Annotated in this window: 14 protein-coding genes; 6 read left to right on the forward strand and 8 right to left on the reverse strand. The window is 74.8% G+C overall.

Translation table 11 applies throughout. The features are described 5' to 3' along the window. The first annotated feature begins 137 nt into the window (after positions 1–137). Positions 138–1,130 carry a LacI family DNA-binding transcriptional regulator gene (locus RKE38_RS08625; protein ID WP_316007023.1) on the forward strand — a complete coding sequence of 331 codons (993 nt, stop codon included), beginning with the start codon at positions 138–140 and terminating at the stop codon, positions 1,128–1,130. 143 nt (positions 1,131–1,273) lie between these two features. On the opposite strand, the gene RKE38_RS08630 is transcribed toward RKE38_RS08625, so the two are convergent. After that, complete coding sequence (locus tag RKE38_RS08630) at positions 1,274–2,137, reverse strand: aldo/keto reductase (RefSeq protein WP_316007024.1); 864 nt, start codon at positions 2,135–2,137, stop codon at positions 1,274–1,276. A 221-nt stretch (positions 2,138–2,358) separates the two neighbouring features. Between RKE38_RS08630 and RKE38_RS08635 the strand changes: the two genes are divergently transcribed. Continuing rightward, entirely contained in the window at positions 2,359–4,464 is a 2,106-nt protein-coding gene (locus tag RKE38_RS08635) for an NAD(+) synthase (protein ID WP_316007025.1), read from the forward strand. A gap of 78 nt (positions 4,465–4,542) precedes the next feature. On the opposite strand, the gene RKE38_RS08640 is transcribed toward RKE38_RS08635, so the two are convergent. Beyond that, complete coding sequence (locus RKE38_RS08640; RefSeq protein ID WP_316007026.1) at positions 4,543–5,052, reverse strand: nucleoside deaminase; 510 nt, start codon at positions 5,050–5,052, stop codon at positions 4,543–4,545. A gap of 78 nt (positions 5,053–5,130) precedes the next feature. Beyond that, positions 5,131–5,637, reverse strand: a complete 507-nt coding sequence (locus tag RKE38_RS08645) for a hypothetical protein (protein ID WP_316007027.1) — start codon at positions 5,635–5,637, stop codon at positions 5,131–5,133. Between the two features lie 302 nt (positions 5,638–5,939). Between RKE38_RS08645 and RKE38_RS08650 the strand changes: the two genes are divergently transcribed. The 3 genes from RKE38_RS08650 to RKE38_RS08660 all read left to right on the forward strand — a co-directional run bounded on the left by RKE38_RS08650 (position 5,940) and on the right by RKE38_RS08660 (position 11,781). Continuing rightward, entirely contained in the window at positions 5,940–6,608 is a 669-nt protein-coding gene (locus RKE38_RS08650; RefSeq protein WP_316007028.1) for a hypothetical protein, read from the forward strand. 144 nt (positions 6,609–6,752) lie between these two features. After that, entirely contained in the window at positions 6,753–8,168 is a 1,416-nt protein-coding gene (locus tag RKE38_RS08655; protein ID WP_316007029.1) for an FAD-binding oxidoreductase, read from the forward strand. Between the two features lie 205 nt (positions 8,169–8,373). Next, on the forward strand, positions 8,374–11,781 hold the full coding sequence (locus RKE38_RS08660; protein WP_316007030.1) for a BTAD domain-containing putative transcriptional regulator: 3,408 nt from the start codon (positions 8,374–8,376) through the stop codon (positions 11,779–11,781). Between the two features lie 9 nt (positions 11,782–11,790). On the opposite strand, the gene RKE38_RS08665 is transcribed toward RKE38_RS08660, so the two are convergent. The 4 genes from RKE38_RS08665 to soxR form a co-directional block, all read right to left on the reverse strand. Next, positions 11,791–12,510, reverse strand: a complete 720-nt coding sequence (locus RKE38_RS08665) for a hemerythrin domain-containing protein (protein WP_316007031.1) — start codon at positions 12,508–12,510, stop codon at positions 11,791–11,793. 32 nt (positions 12,511–12,542) lie between these two features. Next, complete coding sequence (locus RKE38_RS08670; RefSeq protein WP_316007032.1) at positions 12,543–14,837, reverse strand: MMPL family transporter; 2,295 nt, start codon at positions 14,835–14,837, stop codon at positions 12,543–12,545. An 87-nt stretch (positions 14,838–14,924) separates the two neighbouring features. Then, positions 14,925–15,650, reverse strand: a complete 726-nt coding sequence (locus RKE38_RS08675; protein ID WP_316007033.1) for an endonuclease/exonuclease/phosphatase family protein — start codon at positions 15,648–15,650, stop codon at positions 14,925–14,927. Beyond that, on the reverse strand, positions 15,647–16,123 hold the full coding sequence (gene soxR, locus RKE38_RS08680; protein WP_316007034.1) for a redox-sensitive transcriptional activator SoxR: 477 nt from the start codon (positions 16,121–16,123) through the stop codon (positions 15,647–15,649). The genes RKE38_RS08675 and soxR overlap by 4 nt, the downstream gene beginning before the upstream one ends. Positions 16,124–16,244: 121 nt before the next feature. On the opposite strand from soxR, the gene RKE38_RS08685 reads away from it, so the two are divergent. Then, positions 16,245–16,754: a mycothiol transferase gene (locus RKE38_RS08685; protein ID WP_316007035.1), complete on the forward strand. Its 510-nt coding sequence runs from the start codon at positions 16,245–16,247 to the stop codon at positions 16,752–16,754. Positions 16,755–16,806: 52 nt separating this feature from the next. On the opposite strand, the gene RKE38_RS08690 is transcribed toward RKE38_RS08685, so the two are convergent. Continuing rightward, positions 16,807–17,634, reverse strand: a complete 828-nt coding sequence (locus RKE38_RS08690; protein ID WP_316007036.1) for a fructosamine kinase family protein — start codon at positions 17,632–17,634, stop codon at positions 16,807–16,809. Between the last annotated feature and the right edge of the window lie 11 nt (positions 17,635–17,645).

Raw genomic sequence — 17,645 nt, forward strand, 5'->3', positions numbered from 1 at the left:
GCGGGGCAGCATGCGACGCACCGGTACCGGCGCGGGGCGGGCAGTCACGGCACACGGACTGGCACGGCATACCGATAGGCACGGCACACGGACAGGCAGGACGGGAGGTCGCGGTGGCGGCGAGGCGGGCGGCGTCGATGGCGGACGTGGCGCGGCTGGCCGGCGTGTCCGCGCAGACCGTCTCGCGGGTGAGCAACGGCGAGCCGAACGTCGTGGAGGCGACGCGGCAGAGCGTGCTGCGCGCCATGCAGGAGCTGGGCTACCGCCCCAACAGTGCGGCCCGGGCCCTCAAGCGTGGCGAGTTCCGCGCCATCGGTGTCATCACCTTCACCCTCGCCACGACCGGCAACGTCCGCACCCTCGAGGGGATCGTCGCCTCCGCGGCGGCGCAGGACTACGCCGTCACGCTGATCCCCGTCGGCGCGCCGACCCAGGACGCGGTTCGGGGCGCGTTCACCCGCGCCGGCGAGCTCGCGGTCGACGCGGTCGTGGCGATCATGGAGACGCACCTCGTGGGCGACGCCCCGGCCTTCTTCCCGGCCGGGGTCAAGGTCGTCGTGGCCGACTCCGACGATGCGGGCGACCGGCACCCCGTCGTCGACACCGACCAGCGGGCCGGCGCGGCGCAGGCGGTCGCGCACCTGCTCGGGCTGGGCCACGGGACCGTCCACCACGTGGCCGGGCCGGAGAGCTCGTATGCCGCCCAGCGCCGCCGGGATGCGTGGCGGCAGGGCCTGGAGGGGGCCGGGCGGCCGGTGCCCGAGGTGCTGCACGGCGACTGGACGCCCGAGTCGGGCCACGAGCTGGGGCTGCGGCTGGCCGACGACCCGACCTGCACCGCGGTGTTCGCGGCCAACGACCAGATGGCGCTCGGCGTGCTGCGGGCGATGCACGAGCGGGGACGCGTGGTCCCGCGGGACGTCAGCGTCGTGGGCTTCGACGACATCCCCGAGGCGGCGTCGTTCATCCCGCCGCTCACGACCGTCCGACAGGACTTCGAGCAGATCGGGTCCCTGTGCGTCGAGCGGGTGCTGGGCCAGGTGCGAGGCACCGGTCCGTCGACCGGGACGACCCTCGTGCCCACAGAGCTCGTGGTCCGCGCCAGCACCGCCCCACCGCCGGCCGGCTGAGCGAGGCCGGCTGAGCGAGGCCGGCTGAGCGAGGCCGGCTGGGCGACGGCCGGACGCGACAGGCCGCCCGGCTGGGACACCCCGCCACGTCGTGACGGGGGCCCGGCCGGACGGCCTGTGGGGTCTCTTCCGAGCGGGGAGGGTCAGCCCGCGGCGTTGAGGCGCTCGAGCTCGTCGGCGCCGAGCACGAGGTCGGCCGCCTTCACCGAGTCCTGGATGGACGTCGGGCGGGACGCGCCGGGGATCGGGAGGACGACCTCGGACAGCGACAGCTCCCACGCCAGCGCCACCTGCTGCGGGCTGACGTCGTGCGCCTTCGCGACGTCCGCGAACGCGGCGTGCCGCGACCCGAGCTCGGACGCGTCGGAGATGCCGCCGAGGGGGCTCCAGGGCAGGAACGCGATCCCCAGCTCGGCGCAGTGGTCGAGCTCACCGCGGCTGGAGAGGAACTTCGGGGAGAACTGGTTCTGCACGGACACGAGCCGACCACCGAGGACCTCGTTCGCCTCGTCGATCTGCGCCACCGTGGCGTTGGAGATGCCGGCGCGGGCGATCACGCCGTCGTCGAGCAGCTCCGCCAGCGCGCCGACGGACTCGGCATACGGCACCTTCGGGTCCGGGCGGTGGAACTGGTAGAGGCCGATGGCCTCGACGCCCAGCCGCTTCGCCGAGTCGCGCGCGGCCTGCTTGAGGTATGCCGGGTCGCCGTTCACGGTCCACGACCCGTCACCGGGTCGCAGGTGGCCACCCTTGGTGGCCACCACCACGGACGAGGTGTCGCCGCCCCAGGACTTCAGGGCCTCGGCGATCAGCGACTCGTTGTGGCCCACCTCGCCGGCGTCGCGGTGGTAGGCGTCCGCCGTGTCGATGAGGGTGACACCGGCGTCGAGGGCGGCGTGGATGGTGGCGACGGACCGCTCGCGGTCGGGCCGGCCCTCGATGGACATCGGCATCCCGCCGAGCCCGATCGCGCTGACCTTCAGGTCGCCGAGCACACGCTGCTGCACGTCATCAACTCCTTCGTGGGGGGACTGTGGGCGCCGCTCGCGGTGGGTCACCGGGCGACTGGCCTCACCAGTCCCAAGTCACCGCTGCCGAGAGATGTTCCCCGGCCGTCTCGTCCCGTCTCGTCATCCGAACGGGTGGACACGCCTGCGCCCGGGAGTGCCGCCGGGGTGGCGGTTCGGGTGCAGCGGCCCGGCGCCCGCTGCTCTGACAGACTCGGGCCATGGACTCCGGAGCCGCCAGCCAGGACTTCCGCTCGGCCTACCGCCACGGCTTCGCCCGGGTCGCGGCGTGCACGCTCCCCGTCTCCGCCGCCGACCCCGCCCGCAACGCCGAGGCGATCGTCGAGCAGGTGCGCCGTCACCACGACGACGGTGTCGCGGTGACACTGTTCCCCGAGCTGAGCCTGTCGGGCTACTCCATCGACGACCTGTTCATGCAGGACGTCCTGCTCGACGCGGTCGACCGCGCGGTCGTCACCATCGCCAACGCCACCAAGGGTTTGCGGCCGCTCGTCGTCGTCGGCGCCCCGCTGCGCAGCGGCAGCCGGATCTACAACTGCGCCGTCGTGATCCAGGGCGGATACGTCCTCGGCGTCGCGCCCAAGGCACACCTGCCCACCTACCGCGAGTTCTACGAGGCGCGCCAGTTCGCCTCCGGCGCCGGCATCCGCGGCACGGTCCTCACCCGCCCGCACTGGCCGGGCGCGGACGAGGACGGCGACATCCCGTTCGGCGTCGACCTCGTGTTCCGCGCCGCCGACCTGCCCGACCTCGCGGTGCACGCCGAGGTGTGCGAGGACATGTGGGTGCCGGTGCCGCCGAGCGCCAAGGCGGCCCTCGCCGGCGCCACCGTGCTGGTCAACCTCTCCGCGTCGCCCATCACCGTGGGCCGCGCCGAGGACCGCCACCTCTACGCGCGGTCCGCCAGTGCGCGGTGCAGCGCCGCCTACCTGTATGCCGCGGCCAGCCGGGGCGAGTCCACGACCGACCTGTCGTGGGACGGCATGACGATGGCCTACGAGATGGGACGGCTGCTCGGGCAGACCGAGCGGTTCCCCGAGTCCGCGCAGGCGACCGTCGTCGACGTCGACCTCGACGGCATCCGGCAGGAGCGGCTGCGCCAGGGCACGTTCGAGGACAACCGGCGCGCCGAGTGGATCGGCGAGGAGGACGGCGAGCTGTTCCGGGCGGTCGAGTTCACGCTCGACCCGCCGCGCGGCGACATCGGCCTGCGGCGCAAGGTCGACCGCTTCCCGTTCGTCCCCGACGACGAGGCGCGGCTCGCGCAGGACTGCTACGAGGCGTACAACATCCAGGTCTCCGGCCTCGAGCAGCGCCTGCGCTCGATCGGCAACGACACGTGGCAGCCCAAGATCGTCATCGGCGTCAGCGGCGGCCTCGACTCGACGCACGCGCTCATCGTCGCCGCCAAGGCCATGGACCGCCTCGGCCGGCCGCGCACCGACATCCTGGGCTTCACCCTGCCCGGCTTCGCGACGAGCAAGGGCACCAAGGAGAACGCGATCCACCTCATGGAGAGCCTCGGCATCACGTGGGAGGAGCTCGACATCCGCCCGGCCGCGACCCAGATGCTCAAGGGTCTCGGCCACCCCGCCGGCGACGGCGAGGAGGTCTACGACGTCACGTTCGAGAACGTCCAGGCCGGCCTGCGCACCGACTACCTCTTCCGCGCGGCGAACCAGCGCGGCGGCATCGTCCTCGGCACGGGCGACCTCTCCGAGCTCGCCCTCGGCTGGTGCACCTACGGCGTCGGCGACCAGATGTCGCACTACGGCGTCAACGCCGGCATCCCGAAGACGCTCATCCAGCACCTCATCCGCTGGGTGGTCGCCAGCGGCCAGTTCGAGGGCGAGGTCAACGACACCCTGACCACGATCGTCGACCAGGAGATCAGCCCCGAGCTCGTCCCCGTCGCCGAGGGCGAGGCCATGCAGTCCACCGAGGACGCCGTCGGCCCCTACGCCCTCAACGACTTCACGCTCTACCACGTGCTCCGCTGGGGGTACCGGCCGAGCAAGATCGCGTTCCTCGCCCTGCACGCGTGGGCCGACGCCGAAGCCGGCGAGTGGCCTGCCGGCTTCCCCGAGGACCGCCGGGTCGCCTACGACCTGGCCACGATCCGGCGCTGGGAGGAGGCGTTCCTCACCCGGTTCTTCGCCAACCAGTTCAAGCGCTCGGCGCTGCCCAACGGCCCCAAGGTCGTCGCCGGCGGGTCGCTGTCCCCGCGCGGGGACTGGCGGATGCCGTCGGACGTCACCGGCCGCGCGTGGCTGGAGGAGCTGCGGGCGAACGTCCCGGAGGCGTAGCCACCCGACGCCGTCGCGGCTGAGTGTCGAGTGGCGTAGCGGTGCGCCGCGAGAACCGTTGCGCCGCAGCCGCTTTCGTCAGGCCAGCGACTCCAGTGGTATGCCGCGCCGCTGCGCCTGCAGCCGGCGGTGCAGCTCGCGCACCTCGTCGGTGAGCTCCTCGGCGGGACCCTCGACCGCCACGCCCGGCGCGACCGCCTGCACGGGCAGGGCGGCCACGGGCGCCGGGCCCGCGTCCCACCCGCGCAGCCAGCCGGCGTACTGCTCGGTCGACACGGCATACACGACGCGGCCGATGCCCACCCACCCCGTCGCGGCGGCGCACATGGGGCAGTGCTCACCGGAGGTGTAGACCGTGGCGCCGGCGCGCTCCTCCGGCGTCAGCAGCTCCGCCCCCCGGCGCGCCAGCTCGAGCTCCGGGTGCCGCGTGGGGTCGGCGAGCGTGGTCTCGCGGTTGCGGTCCTCGGCCACCCGTTCGCCGCCGGCGACCAGCACCGAGCCGAACGGCTCGTCCCCGGCGTCGAGCGCCTCCGCGGCGAGCTCGACGCAGCGGCGCAGGTGGTCCAGGTCCGTGTCCGTCAGGGTCATGCCCCACAGGCTAGGGCTGGGACGTCCCGCTCTGGTGCGTCTGGCGGGGTCCCGAGCCGGCCGGGAGGGGGGACCGGCTCAGAGCTGGCCGCTGGTGATCCAGTCGCACGCGCGGTGCATCGCGTCCCACGGGTCCGTGCCCAGCAGGGTGGTGAACCGCTCCGCGTGCCGTGACTGCGGGTCGACCATCGTGGCCGTCCACTCCCCGCCCCGCTGCGTCTGGCTGAGGCTGACGGTGCGCGGCATCGTGCACGAGGCGATCTCGATGAGCACCGGGCCGCCGCGCTCGCCGGTGCGCGTGATCGTGAAGGCGTGCCCGGCGATGATGTCGGTGCAGCGGGCGGCCTCGAGGGCCCGGGAGCGGGCCCGCTGGTACTCCGCCTGCGCGGAGTTGCCGATCGACAGGGCCAGGGCGGAGCGCGCGGGGGACAGGCCGGACACCGTGCGGGCACGGTTGGCGTCCTCGACGGCGGCCTCGGCGGCCATCCAGGTCCGGGTCACGTCGGCGGCGAGCTGCTCCCGCTTCTCGGGCGCGGCGTGGGCGACGTACCAGGCGTTGGTGTAGAGGCGGTCGATGACGGTCATGCCCCCGGTTCCCTTCTGACGAGCTTCCCTGCGACGCCGGGTGCCCGACCCGTCCCCTGGTCGTTTCCCGCGCCTCCCATGGTGGGGCGCCGGCGGTGCGCTGACATCGGCCCGCGGCGGGCCGACCGTCTCCACCACCGGGCTGACCCCACGCCTGCGGCTGGGCGTGTTTGCCTCCGGACGGACGGCGCAGGCTCGGCGCGCAGTTGCTCCGGGAACGGGCTAGCGCTGGACCCGGACGCGGCGCATAGTGGACGAGGGACCACGGGGAGGGCCCGCCGACCCGGTTCCTGGGAGCCAGCATGTCGCCTGTCACGAACACACCCGACCTCGTCCCCGTGCTGTCCGCCGGCAAGCACCGCAACCCGCGCAAGGGCGCGTGCTTCATGGAGATGGCCTCGTTCCTCGCCGGTGAGAAGTGGAGCGACCACCCGCGCTGCACCCATCCGCTCCTCGCCTCGATGGCGCGCCTCGTCAACGACGCCCTGTCCGACGACGAGCGCCGGCGCATCGCCACCCTCGTCCCGGACGTCGTGGGGCTCGTCGGCGACGACCTCGCCATCGACGTCTCGCTCGCCGTGCACGCCGCGGCGACCGCCCTGCCGCTGGTCTCGGCGACCCGCCAGAACGTGCTGGCCGTCGGGCTGCTGACGGCCGAGCGGATGCTCGACACGCTGCCCGAGGAGCACGAGGACGTCCACGCCCGGTGCGAGGCCGCCTTCGCGGCCGTGCCGGAGGCCCACGCCTGGGCGGTCCGGTACGCCCGCGACGCCCGGGTCCGTGAGCGCATCTTCCGCCGCCAGACGGCGCCGCACATCGTCGCGTATGCCGTGGAGGGCATCGCGGTGGCGTGCATCGACTCCCCCGCCGACCACCTCATCGGCCTGCTCGAGCAAGCCGTGGCCGACCTGCGCTCGCGCGTCGCGGCGCCCGTGCCGCCGCGCGTCACCGCCCTGCCGATGAAGGTCTGAGCCCCGCAGCCCTCGAGCCCCCGACTGCGTCGCCGGGGGCTCGAGGCGTGTCCGGGCCGGCACCCCAAGTCGGTCCCAAGTCCGGCCCAAGCGCATGGGCGCACTGTGTTCCGCACAGACCAGAAGCGGAACAAGGAGTCACCCATGACCATCGAGCTCACCACCTCGGACCTGCGCGCCGAGTCCCTCCGGGACCTGCGCGACGCGGAGGTGCAGCTGCCCGGCGACCCCGGCTACGACGCCGCGCGGATGCCGTGGAACGTCGCCGTCGACCAGCGCCCCGCTGCCGTCGCCACCCCGACCGACGTCGCCGGCGTGCAGCGGGTCGTCCGCGCCGCCGCCGCAGCCGGACTGCGGGTCGCGCCACAGGGCACCGGCCACAACGCCGGGCCGCTCGCCGCGCACGGCCTCGGCGACGTCGTCCTGCTGCGCACGTCCGCCATGACCCGCGTGAGCATCGACAGCGCCCGCAGGATCGCCCGCGTCGAGAGCGGGGCGCTGTGGGAGCACGTCACCGAGCCGGCCGCCGACGCCGGCCTGGCCGCCTTGCACGGCAGCAGCCCCGACGTGGGCGTCGCCGGCTACTCCCTCGGAGGCGGCATCGGCTGGTACGCCCGCCAGCTCGGCCTCGCCACCAACAGCCTCACCGCCGTCGAGCTCGTCACGGCCGACGGCGAGCTCGTCCGGGCGGACGCCAACCGCAACCCCGAGCTGTTCTGGGCCCTGCGCGGCGGCGGCGGCAGCTTCGGCGTCGTGACGGCCCTGGAGTTCCGGCTCTTCCCGATCGAGTCGGCCTACGCCGGCATGCTCATCTGGGACCGCGAGCAGGCCGAGCCGGTGCTGCGCCGCTGGGCGCAGTGGGCGCCCGAGGCGCCGGACGAGGTGACCACCTCCTTCCGGGTCCTCAACCTGCCGCCCATCCCGGAGATCCCGGAGATGCTCCGCGGCCGCTCCATCGTCATGGTCAACGGCGCCGTCCTCGGCAGTGACGAGCGGGGCGCCGAGCTCATCGCCGGCCTGCGCGACCTGCGGCCCGAGATCGACACGTTCGGACGCGTGCCGGCGCGCTCCCTGGTGCGGCTGCACATGGACCCCGAGGGCCCGACCCCCAGCGTCACCGACGCGACCATGCTCCGTGCGCTGCCGGACGCCGCGGTCGACGCGTTCCTCGCCGAGGTGGGCCCGGGCTCGACGACCTCCCTCCTCACGGCCGAGCTCCGCCAGCTCGGTGGCGCGCTGGGCCGCGAGGACGAGCAGGGCGGTGCCCTCAAGCGTCTCGACGGGCAGTTCATCGCCTTCGGGGCGGCCATCGCCGCCACGCCCGAGATGGCGGCGCAGGGTGAGGTCGACGCGGCCCGGCTCGTGCGGGCCGTCCAGCCGTGGGCCAGCGGTCGGAGGTACCTCAACTTCGCCGAGGGCGCCGTCGACGCCCGCTCGGGCTACGACGAGCGGGCCTGGCTGCAGCTCAAGGCGATCCGCACCGCGGTCGACCCGCGGGGCGTGTTCCTCGGCAACCACCGCATCCCGCGGCTGGTCGAGGACGGGCGCGTCACCGACTGACGCGTCCGAGCAGGACAGGTGCCGGGGGGCACCGGAGGGTGTGCCGCGGACCGGGGGGCCCGCGGCACACCCGTGTCCGCCGTCAGGCGTCGTGTGCCGGCGCACCCGCGCGATCGGGACGCTTCCGGCATACCGCCACCGGACGGTTCCGGCTCCGTCGAAAAGGCCTGTTCGACGCTGCTGGGCCCCGCGTACGATCCGCCGCGTGAGAGTGGGTGTCCTCGGCGCCGCACAGGCGCAGGTCGGGGACGAGCCGGTGGACCTGGGCACGCGCAAGCAGCGTGCCCTCGTCGCTGCCCTGGCCATGAACGCCGGCCGCCCGGTGTCCGTGGACGCCATCGTCGACCTGCTCTGGCCGCAGGACCCTCCGCGCGGGGTCACCGGCACGCTCCAGGCGTACGTCGCCGGCCTGCGCAGGGCCCTCGAACCCGACCGGCCGGCGCGTGCCCCGTCCACGGTGCTGGTCACCGTGGCGCCGGGGTACGCGCTGCGGGTCGCCGAGGACGACCTCGACGCGACGCGGTTCGACCGGGTGGTCAGCCGCACCCACCGCCGCCTCGGCCGGCACACGGGGCTGCACCAGCCCAGCGGGCTGACGCGGGAAGAGCTGCTCTCGGTGGTCGCCGACCTCGACGAGGCGCTCGCGCTGTGGCGCGGCACGCCCTACCTCGAGCTGGAGGACGCCCCCGCCGCGGTCGCGGAGCGCGCCCGCCTCGAGGAGCTGCGGATGGTCGCCCTCGAGGACCGCGCCGTCGCCGCCCTCGAGCTCGGGCAGCACGCCACCGTCGCCGGGGAGCTCGAGGCGCTCACCACCGCGCACCCGCTGCGCGAGCGGCTCTGGGGCCTGCGCGCCCTCGCCCTGACCCGCTCCGGCCGCCAGGCCGAGGCGCTGGACGCGCTGCGCGAGGTCCGCGAGGTGCTCGGCGACGAGCTCGGTCTGGAGCCCGGGCAGGAGCTGCGCGACCTGCAGGGGGCCGTGCTGCGCCAGGACCCCGTGCTCGACTGGGCACCCGTGCCGGAGGCGCCGGCCATCGAGCCCACCACCCGGGTCGAGCGCGAGGGGGCGGCTGCCGCCCGCCGCGAGGCGGCCGCCTCACCGCGGCAGGACGCGACGACGGCGGCTCCGCGGATCCGGGGCACGGTCCCGAGCCTGCCGGACTGGCCGCTGGTCGGTCGCTCCGAGCAGCTCGCCGAGCTCGTCGGTGCGCTCGAGCGTGCCGAGTCCGGCACGCCGACGCTGGCGGCCCTGGTGGGCGAGCCCGGTATCGGCAAGAGCCGGCTCGCGGCCGAGCTCGCGGCGGTGGCCGTCTCGCGCGGGGTCACCGTGCTGCTCGGCCGGTGCTCGCAGGACGACGGCGCCCCGCCCCTGTGGTCGTGGCAGCAGGTGCTGCGCGGGCTGGGCCGCGACCTCCCCGACGAGGACGGCGACGAGGACGGTGGCGCGCGGTTCCGGACCTGGGAGGCGATCGCGGCGGACGTCCTCGACGCGGCCGCGAGCCGCACCCTGCTGGTGATCCTCGACGACCTGCACTGGGCCGACGTGGCCGCCCTGCGGGTGCTGCGCCTGCTCGGCGAGACGATGCACGACGCCCGGCTCATGGTGCTCGGCACGTGGCGCAACCACCCGGAGCCGGCCGACGCCCTGCTCGACGCGGTCGAGACCTTCGCCCGGCGGCACGCGGTGCGCCTGGACCTGCACGGCCTGTCGGCCGACGAGGCCTCCTGCGTGGTCGAGGCGGTGAGCCACCGGTCGCCGTCCACCGCCGAGGCCGCGGCGCTGCGCGGCCGCACGGACGGCAACCCGTTCTTCCTCGTCGAGTACGCCCGGCTGGCCCGCGAGGGCGGCGACCTGTCCGCCCTGCTCGCCGAGCCGCACGCCCCGGCCGCCGTGCACGACGTGCTGGCCCGGCGGCTGCAGCGCATGCCCGAGGAGACGCTGTCGCTGCTGCGGTGGGCGGCGGTCGTCGGCCGCTCGTTCGACCTCGGCCGGCTCGAGGCCGCGTCCGGGCTCGACGAGGACACCCTGCTCGACCGCCTCGACCCGGCCCTCGACGCGGGACTGGTCCGCGAGGACGGCATCGGCCGGTTCCTGTTCGGCCACGCGCTCGTGCGCGACACGATCTACGCGGCGATCCCGGCCACCCGGCGGGCGCGGGCCCACGCGCGGCTCGCGCAGGCGATGCAGGGTGTGCCGGGCCGCGAGACCGAGCTGGCGCGGCACTGGCTCGCCGCCGGCCCGGCCCACGCCGCCCGCGCGTGGCTCGCCGCGGTCGGTGCGGCCGCGCTCGCCCGCCGGCTGCACGCGTACGAGGAGGCCGCAGGGCTGCTCCGCTCGGCCCTGGACACGCTGCCCCTGGACCCGGACTCCACGCCGCGCGAGCGCTACGACGTCCTCACCGACCTCGCCGAGGCCCAGCGCTGGAGCGGCGACTGGTCCGGCCTCATCGCCACGACCGAGGAGCTCATCGCGGTGGCGGAGGAGCTCGACGACGTGCAGCTGCTCGCCCGGGCCGCGACGACGACCGCGGTGGGGGCGCTGTGGCAGTCCGGCCCCCACGGCAGCGTCAACGAGGGCGTGGTGCGCGCGCTGCGCGAGGTTCTCCAGAAGCTGCCCGACACCGACGACCCCGTGCGCTGCCGGGTGATGCTCAGCCTGGCGCTGGAGATCTACTACGGCTCGACCTTCGAGGAGCGCCGCGCGCTGTGCGACGAGGGCCTGGCGATGGCCCGTCGGCTCGGGGACGAGGCGCTCCTGCTCGACGCCTGCCAGCTCGCGTTCACGGCCCTGTGGCGGCCCTCGACCGCGCCCGAGCGGCGCGAGCTGATGACCGAGGGCATGGAGCTCGCGCACCGGCTCGGCAACGAGCGCGCGTACGTCGTCACCACCACGCTGCGGGCGGTCGTCGCGGCGGAGCTCGGTCTCCCCGAGGAGATGTGGGAGCACGCCGCGGTCGCCCGCGACGGCGCGCAGCGGCTGCGGCTGCCGTACGGCATCATCGTCCTGGACTCCCTCACCCTGCCGTGGCTGGCGATGGCCGGCCGGTTCGAGGAGTGCGAGGAGCTGATGGCGGACATCGTCCGGCTCGACCAGCAGATGACGCTGTCGCAGACGGAGGACGCGACGACCGGGGCGTTCATCACGTTGCGACTGTGGCAGGGGCGGTCCGCCGAGGTCGCGCCGACGCTCGAGCAGTTCGCCGAGCTGAGCCCGCTGCCGGCCACCTCGACCGTGCTGCTGTTCTGGCTGCGCGGCGGCGAGCGGGAGCGCGCCGTGTCGTGCTGGCGCCAGCACCCGGTCGACCTGACCGGCGACGACTGGTTCGCGATGCTCAACTGGTGCGCGGCCGCGGAGGTCGCCCTGTGGCTCGACGACCACGCGATGGCCTCGGAGGCCTACGAGCGCCTGGCGCCGTATGCCGGCCGGTCGGCGTGCGCGGGCTCCGGCAACGCGATCGGCCCGGTCGACCTGTTCCTCGCCCAGGCCGCCGCGGCGGTGGGAGAGCGCGACCTGGCCACCCGGCACGCCGACGCGGCCCAGGAGCTGCTGGAGGCGTGGCAGCTCCCGCTGGCTGCGGAGTGGTTCCGCGGCCAGCGGGAGCGCTTCGCGTTCTGACGCGGGGCCTCAGGCGGCGTACCGGAAGGCCAGCCGCTCGCGCCGCTCGAAGCGTCGCCGCGTCACCCGCCACAGGAACCGGTGGATGCCGCCGGACCGGGAGAAGACCTCCCGACGCAGCGGGCCCGGCACGTCGTGCGCCGCCCACGGCACCAGCCTCAGCACGGCGCTGAACGGGACGCCCTGGCGGAAGTGCTCCTCCTCGAGGGCCTCCCACTCCTCGTTGGTGAGGACCTGCTGGATGATCGCGATCGCCTCGGTCTCCTCGTGCTGCAGGTGCCGCGCCAGGCTCTCCTTGCCGGCGCACAGGCGCACTGCGAGGGCGGCCCGGGCGTCCTCGTCCGCGTGGGTCGACAGCTGCCGGAAGCCGGCGGCGCAGGCCTGCAGGATCGGGTCGATCTCGTGGTGCTCGGCCTCCATTGCCTCCAGCACCCGGCGTCCGTCGTCGTCGGTGCGCTCGAGCAGCGTCGGCCACAGGCCGGCGTCCTCGCCGGAGTGGTGGTGGTGCAGCACCTCGGCGAACAGGTCCCAGCGCTCGGCGAGGGCCTGCCAGCAGGCGCGGTCGGTGACCGGGGTGGCCTTGGCGGCGGCGGCGAACGCCGCCAGGTCGCGGCGGAAGCCGTGGTGCATCACGTACATCATCGTCATGTCGACCGGGCCCGGGTGGGCTGCGGTCTGCCCCGGGAACCGGAGCTGCTCGGGCCAGGTGGCGTGGGTCGTGGTGGTCATGGTGGTTCTCCGTTCGGGTCGTGCGGGATCGGTCACGGCGCGCCGACGAGCTCGGGCTCGTCGTCGGCCACGGGATGGGAGGGCGCCGGCGGCGTCGGCCGCAGGGCCGGTCGCGCGCCAGGGGTCGCCGGGTCGGCGGTGCCGGTTGCCGGGGCGCCGTCGGTGGTGCCGGTCGCCGGGGCCCCGTCGGTGGCCGGGATCTGCCCGACCGCCTCGGCGTGGACGGTCGGCAGCAGGCGGTCGAGCCACCGCGGGAGCCACCAGTTCCAGTCGCCGAGCAGCGACATGGTGGCCGGGACGAGCACCATCCGGACGACGGTGGCGTCGAGCAGGATCGCCACGGCCATGCCGATCCCGAGCTGCTTGACGACGACGTCGACCTCGCTTGCGAAGCCCAGGAAGACGGCGACCATGATCGCGGCAGCGCTCGTGATGACCCGGCCGGTGGCGGACAGGCCGCGCACCACGCTGGCCCTGCTGTCACGGGTGGCCAGCCAGTCCTCGCGGATCCGGGAGAGCAGGAACACCTCGTAGTCCATCGACAGGCCGAAGAGGATGGCGAACATGAGGATCGGCACCCAGCTCGACACCGGCTGGGCGTGGTCGAGCCCGAGCAGGTCGGTGGCCCAGCCCCACTGGAACACCGCCGTCATGACGCCGTAGGCGGCGGCGATGCTCAGCAGGTTCATGAGCGCGGCCTTGAGCGGGATCACGACCGACCGGAACACCATCGCCAGCAACAGGACCGAGACCCCGACGACGAACGCGATGACGAGCCAGAGCCGGCCCGCGAGCATGTCGGAGATGTCGGAGAAGAAGGCGGTGCCGCCGGTGAGCTCGGCCCCTGCGGGCAGTGAGGCGCGCACGTCCCTGACGAGCCGGCCGGTGCGGGCGTCGGTGGGCCCGAAGGCGGGAACGGCGTCGAGCACGCTGATGGCGCCGTCGGGCGAGGTGGTGGCGGGGGTGACCGCCACGACGTCGGGACGTGCCGCCAGGGTGGCCGCGAGGCGTGCCACCGCGTCGTCGGACAGGCGGGTGCGGTCGGCGACGACCGTGAGCGGCCCGTTGCTCCCCGGCCCGTACTCGGCACTGACGAGGTCGTACGCGCGCCGCGTGGTCACCGACGTCGACTGGCTGCTCGGGTCCTGCGGCCAGGTGCGCATGTCCAGTGCCGGGACGGCCAGGGCGAGCATGGCCACGGCGGCGGCCGACGCCCACAGGACGGGCTTGCGGGCGACGCGTGCCGCCCAGCGGGTCGTCAGGGGGGTGCGGGGAGCACCGGCCTCCACGCCGGCCTTACGCGCGGTCCCCGTTCCGGGCCGCGCGCCGCGCCGGACCGACCGGGGCAGGACCCGCCGGCCGGCGAACCGGCACAGGACCGGCACGAGGGTCAGCGATGCCGCGGCGACTGACACCACCGCGATGGCCGTCGCGAAGCCGAACGAGCTGTAGACGGGCAGGCCCGCGAGGCGCAGGCCGAGCAGCGACACGAGCACGGTCGACGCGGCGAACACCACCGAGCGGCCGGCTGTCGCGGCGGCACGTCCGGCGGCCTCGACGACCGGCACGCCCTGGGCCACGTACTCCGCGTGGCGGGTGAGCAGCAGCAGCGCGTAGTCGATGCCGACGCCCAGGCCGACCATCGTCGCCACCATCGGCGCGGCGGTCGAGACGTCCATTGCGGCGGCGAGGAGCGTCACGCCGGCCGACCCGACGCCCAGCCCCACGAGGGCTGTGGCGATGGGGAGTCCGGCGCTGACCACGGACCCGAAGGCGAGGACGAGGATGAGCAGCGCGGCCACGACGCCGACGAGCTCCCCGCGGCCGGCCATGGGGGCGGCGGCGCTCTCGGGGACGTCGCCGCCGAGCTCCACCTGGAGCCCGGCCGTGCGCAGCGGGGCCGCGGCCGCGTCGAGCGGGGCGAGGTTCCCCATCAGGTCGGGGTGGGTGACGGGCACGCCGTAGTGGACGGTCACGACGGCGGTGTCGCGGTCGGCCGAGGGGAGCGCGGGCTCCACGGCGACGACGTGCGGCATCGCCTGCAGTCGTCCGGTCAGCGTCGTCAGGGCGTCGGACGGGACGGGCCGGCCGTCACGGTCGTGCACGACGACGCGGGCCCCGGCGTTGCCCGCGGCCGGCAGGTGCGCCCGCAGCTGGTCGATGCCGACCTGGGCGCGGGCCCCGGGGACGTCGTAGTCGTCCTGGGGCGTGCCGCCGACGGCACCGGCGAGGCCGGCGACGACGCCGGCGAGCAGGACCCAGGCGCAGATCGTGCGCCACGGGTGGGCCGCGGCACCACGGCCGAGGCGGTAGAGGAAACGAGACATGGGTGGTCCTTGTGCGGAGGGTGGCTGGTCGGGACCAGCGTCGACTCCCCCGCTTGCGCACCACTTGGGATCGGCTTGGGGCGACCCTCAGCCGGGCAGCTCGACCTCGACCCGCAGCGCCGCGTGGTCGGACGCCACCGATGGGAGCACCTGCGCCGCCACCGGCCGCACGCCCCCACCGCACCACACGTAGTCGATCCGCCGGGGCGGCTCGTCGTTCTCCCAGGTGTGCCCGGGACCCTCGCCGACCTCCGCCCAGGCGTCGACCAGCCGCTCCGCCAGCACGCGGTGGGTCGGGGACCCGGGCTCGGTGTTGAGGTCGCCGAGCAGCACCGTCGGCCGGTCGTCGAGGGTGTCGACCACCACCCGCGCCTGCTCCACCCGCTCGTCCTCGCGGTCCCACTGCAGGTGCGTGCCGAGCACCCGCAGGTCCCGGCCGTCCGCGTGGACCGTGGCGTCGAGCAGCCCACGCTGCTCGCTCCCCTCGAAGCACGGCAGCAGGGTGGTCGACGCCCCCTCCAGGGGCAGCGTGCTCAGCAGGGCGGTGCCGTACTGACCCCGCGGCTCCCCCGGGCGCTCCGGCTCCCGCTCCACGCACACGGCATACGCCACGTGCATCCCGAGCCGGTCGGCGAGCAGGCCGGCCTGGTCCTCGTAGCGGCTCTGGGCGCGCAGGTGCCGGTCCACCTCCTGCAGCGCCACGACCTGGGCTCCGCTCGCCTCGACGACGTCGGCGATGCGCGCCAGGTCGAGCACGCCGTCGAGACCGATGCCGCTGTGGATGTTGTAGGTCAGCAGGACGAGGCGCGTCACGGCGCCACCCTCGGCGGGCGGCGCAGGAGCCGGGGCAGGTATGCCGCGCCCGGCGCCTCCTCGGAGCCGGCCGCCTCGTCGAAGGTGTTGGAGATGGAGCACTGCTTGAGCGACAGGCAGCCGCAGCCGATGCAGGAGTCGAGCTTGTCCCGCAGCGCCTCGAGGGCCGCGACCTGTTCGTCGAGTCGGCCGCGCCAGTGCGCGGAGATGCGGTGCCAGTCCGACTTGGTGGGGGTGCGTCCCGCGGGCAGGCCGTCGAGCTGCTCGCGGATCTCCTCCAGCGACAGGCCCACGTTCCCCGCGGCGCGGATGAAGGCGAGGCGGCGCAGGACGCTGCGTTCGTACCGGCGCTGGCCGCCGGGGGTGCGCCCGGCCCGGATCAGGCCCTCCTTCTCGTAGAAGCGCAGGGCCGACGGCGCGAAGCCGCTGCGTGCGGCGACCTGCGAGACCGTGAGCACGTCGTGGGTGTCCACCGGTCGACCTCCCGGGCTGGGTGTCAGTACTTCGAGTCCACTTCAACTCTAGCGGCCGCAGCCGCTGCCGCGCGTGACAAGTGGGCGCGCGAGCGGGCCGCCACGCGCCTAGGGTCGGGTCATGGAGCTCGGCGAGGTGCTGGTGGACGCGTTCGAACGGATCCGCGACGGGGTGCACGACGCGGTCGAGGGCCTGGACCCCGACCAGCTCGCGACCCGCCCCACCCCGCACGCGAACTCCATCGCGTGGCTCGTCTGGCACCTCGCCCGGGTGCAGGACGACCACGTGGCCGACGTCGCGGGCCTCGAGCAGGTCTGGACGGCCCAGGACTGGCACGGCCGGTTCGGCCTCCCGTTCGGGCCCGAGGTGACCGGCTACGGACAGTCGTCCGACGACGTGGCGAAGGTGTCCGGGCTCACCGCCGAGCAGCTGACGGGGTACCTCGACGCCGTCCACGAGCAGACGGTCGGGTACGTCGCCACCCTGACGCCCGACGACCTCTCGCGCGTCGTCGACGAGCGCTGGGACCCGCCGGTCACCCTCGGCGTGCGGCTTGTCAGCGTCGTCAACGACGACCAGCAGCACGTCGGGCAGGCGGCCTTCGTCCGCGGCCTGCTCGAGGACGCCTGACCCACCCGCCACCTGCGCCGTCGCCGGCCACTGCGGGGGCGCCTCGGCGCGCTCAGCGGTAGCGTCGCGCCACCTCCAGGGCGCGTTTGGCGTAGTCCCCGCCGAACAGGACGGCGTGCACGAGCAGCGGGTGCAGCTGGTGCAGCCCCACCCGGCGCGGCCACTCCGAGTCCAGCCGGTGCTGCTCGAGGTAGCCCCCGATGACGAAGTCCCAGTGCGGGCAGCCGAACAGCGCGAGCATCGCCAGGTCGGTCTCCCGGTGGCCGCCGTGCGCCGCGGGGTCGATGAGCACCGCGCCCGCCGGGGTCCACAGCACGTTGCCCGACCACAGGTCGCCGTGCAGCCGAGCGGGCGTGCTGCCGTCGTCGAACTCGCCGCCCGCGACCCTGCGGGCGACGGCCTCGAACACCGCTGTATCGGATCTGCGGTAGAGACCCCTATCGACCGCCATCGCCACCACCGGGAGGATCCGCTGCGCCGCGTAGAACTCCCCCCAGGTGTCGACCGGCCGGAGCGGGAGCGGCAGCAGCTCGGAGACCGGGCCGAGGTAGCCGTCGCCCTCCCAGCCCTCCGGTGCTGCCCCGAAGGCCGGTGCCCCGGCGTCGTGGGTGCGGGCCAGGCCCGCACCGAGGGCCTCGGCCGAGGCCGGGTCGGGGTTGGCGAACACCAGTCGCCGCAGGTCGAGGTGGTCCTCTGCCTCGTCCAGCACCTCGGCCACGGGGGCGCCGCCCGGCGCTGCGCCCAGCCACGCGAGCCCGGCCGCCTCCCAGCGGAAGTAGCCGGCCGGGGCGGTCGCACTTCCCTTGCGGAAGACCTCCTCGGAGCTCATCGCCTGCCCACCGGGGGCCGTCGTCCACTCCCCGGGGCTCGTCGGGCGCACTCCGGGGCTCG

The sequence above is a fragment of the Phycicoccus sp. M110.8 genome (genome assembly GCF_032464895.1).
Taxonomy (GTDB): Bacteria; Actinomycetota; Actinomycetes; order Actinomycetales; family Dermatophilaceae; genus Pedococcus.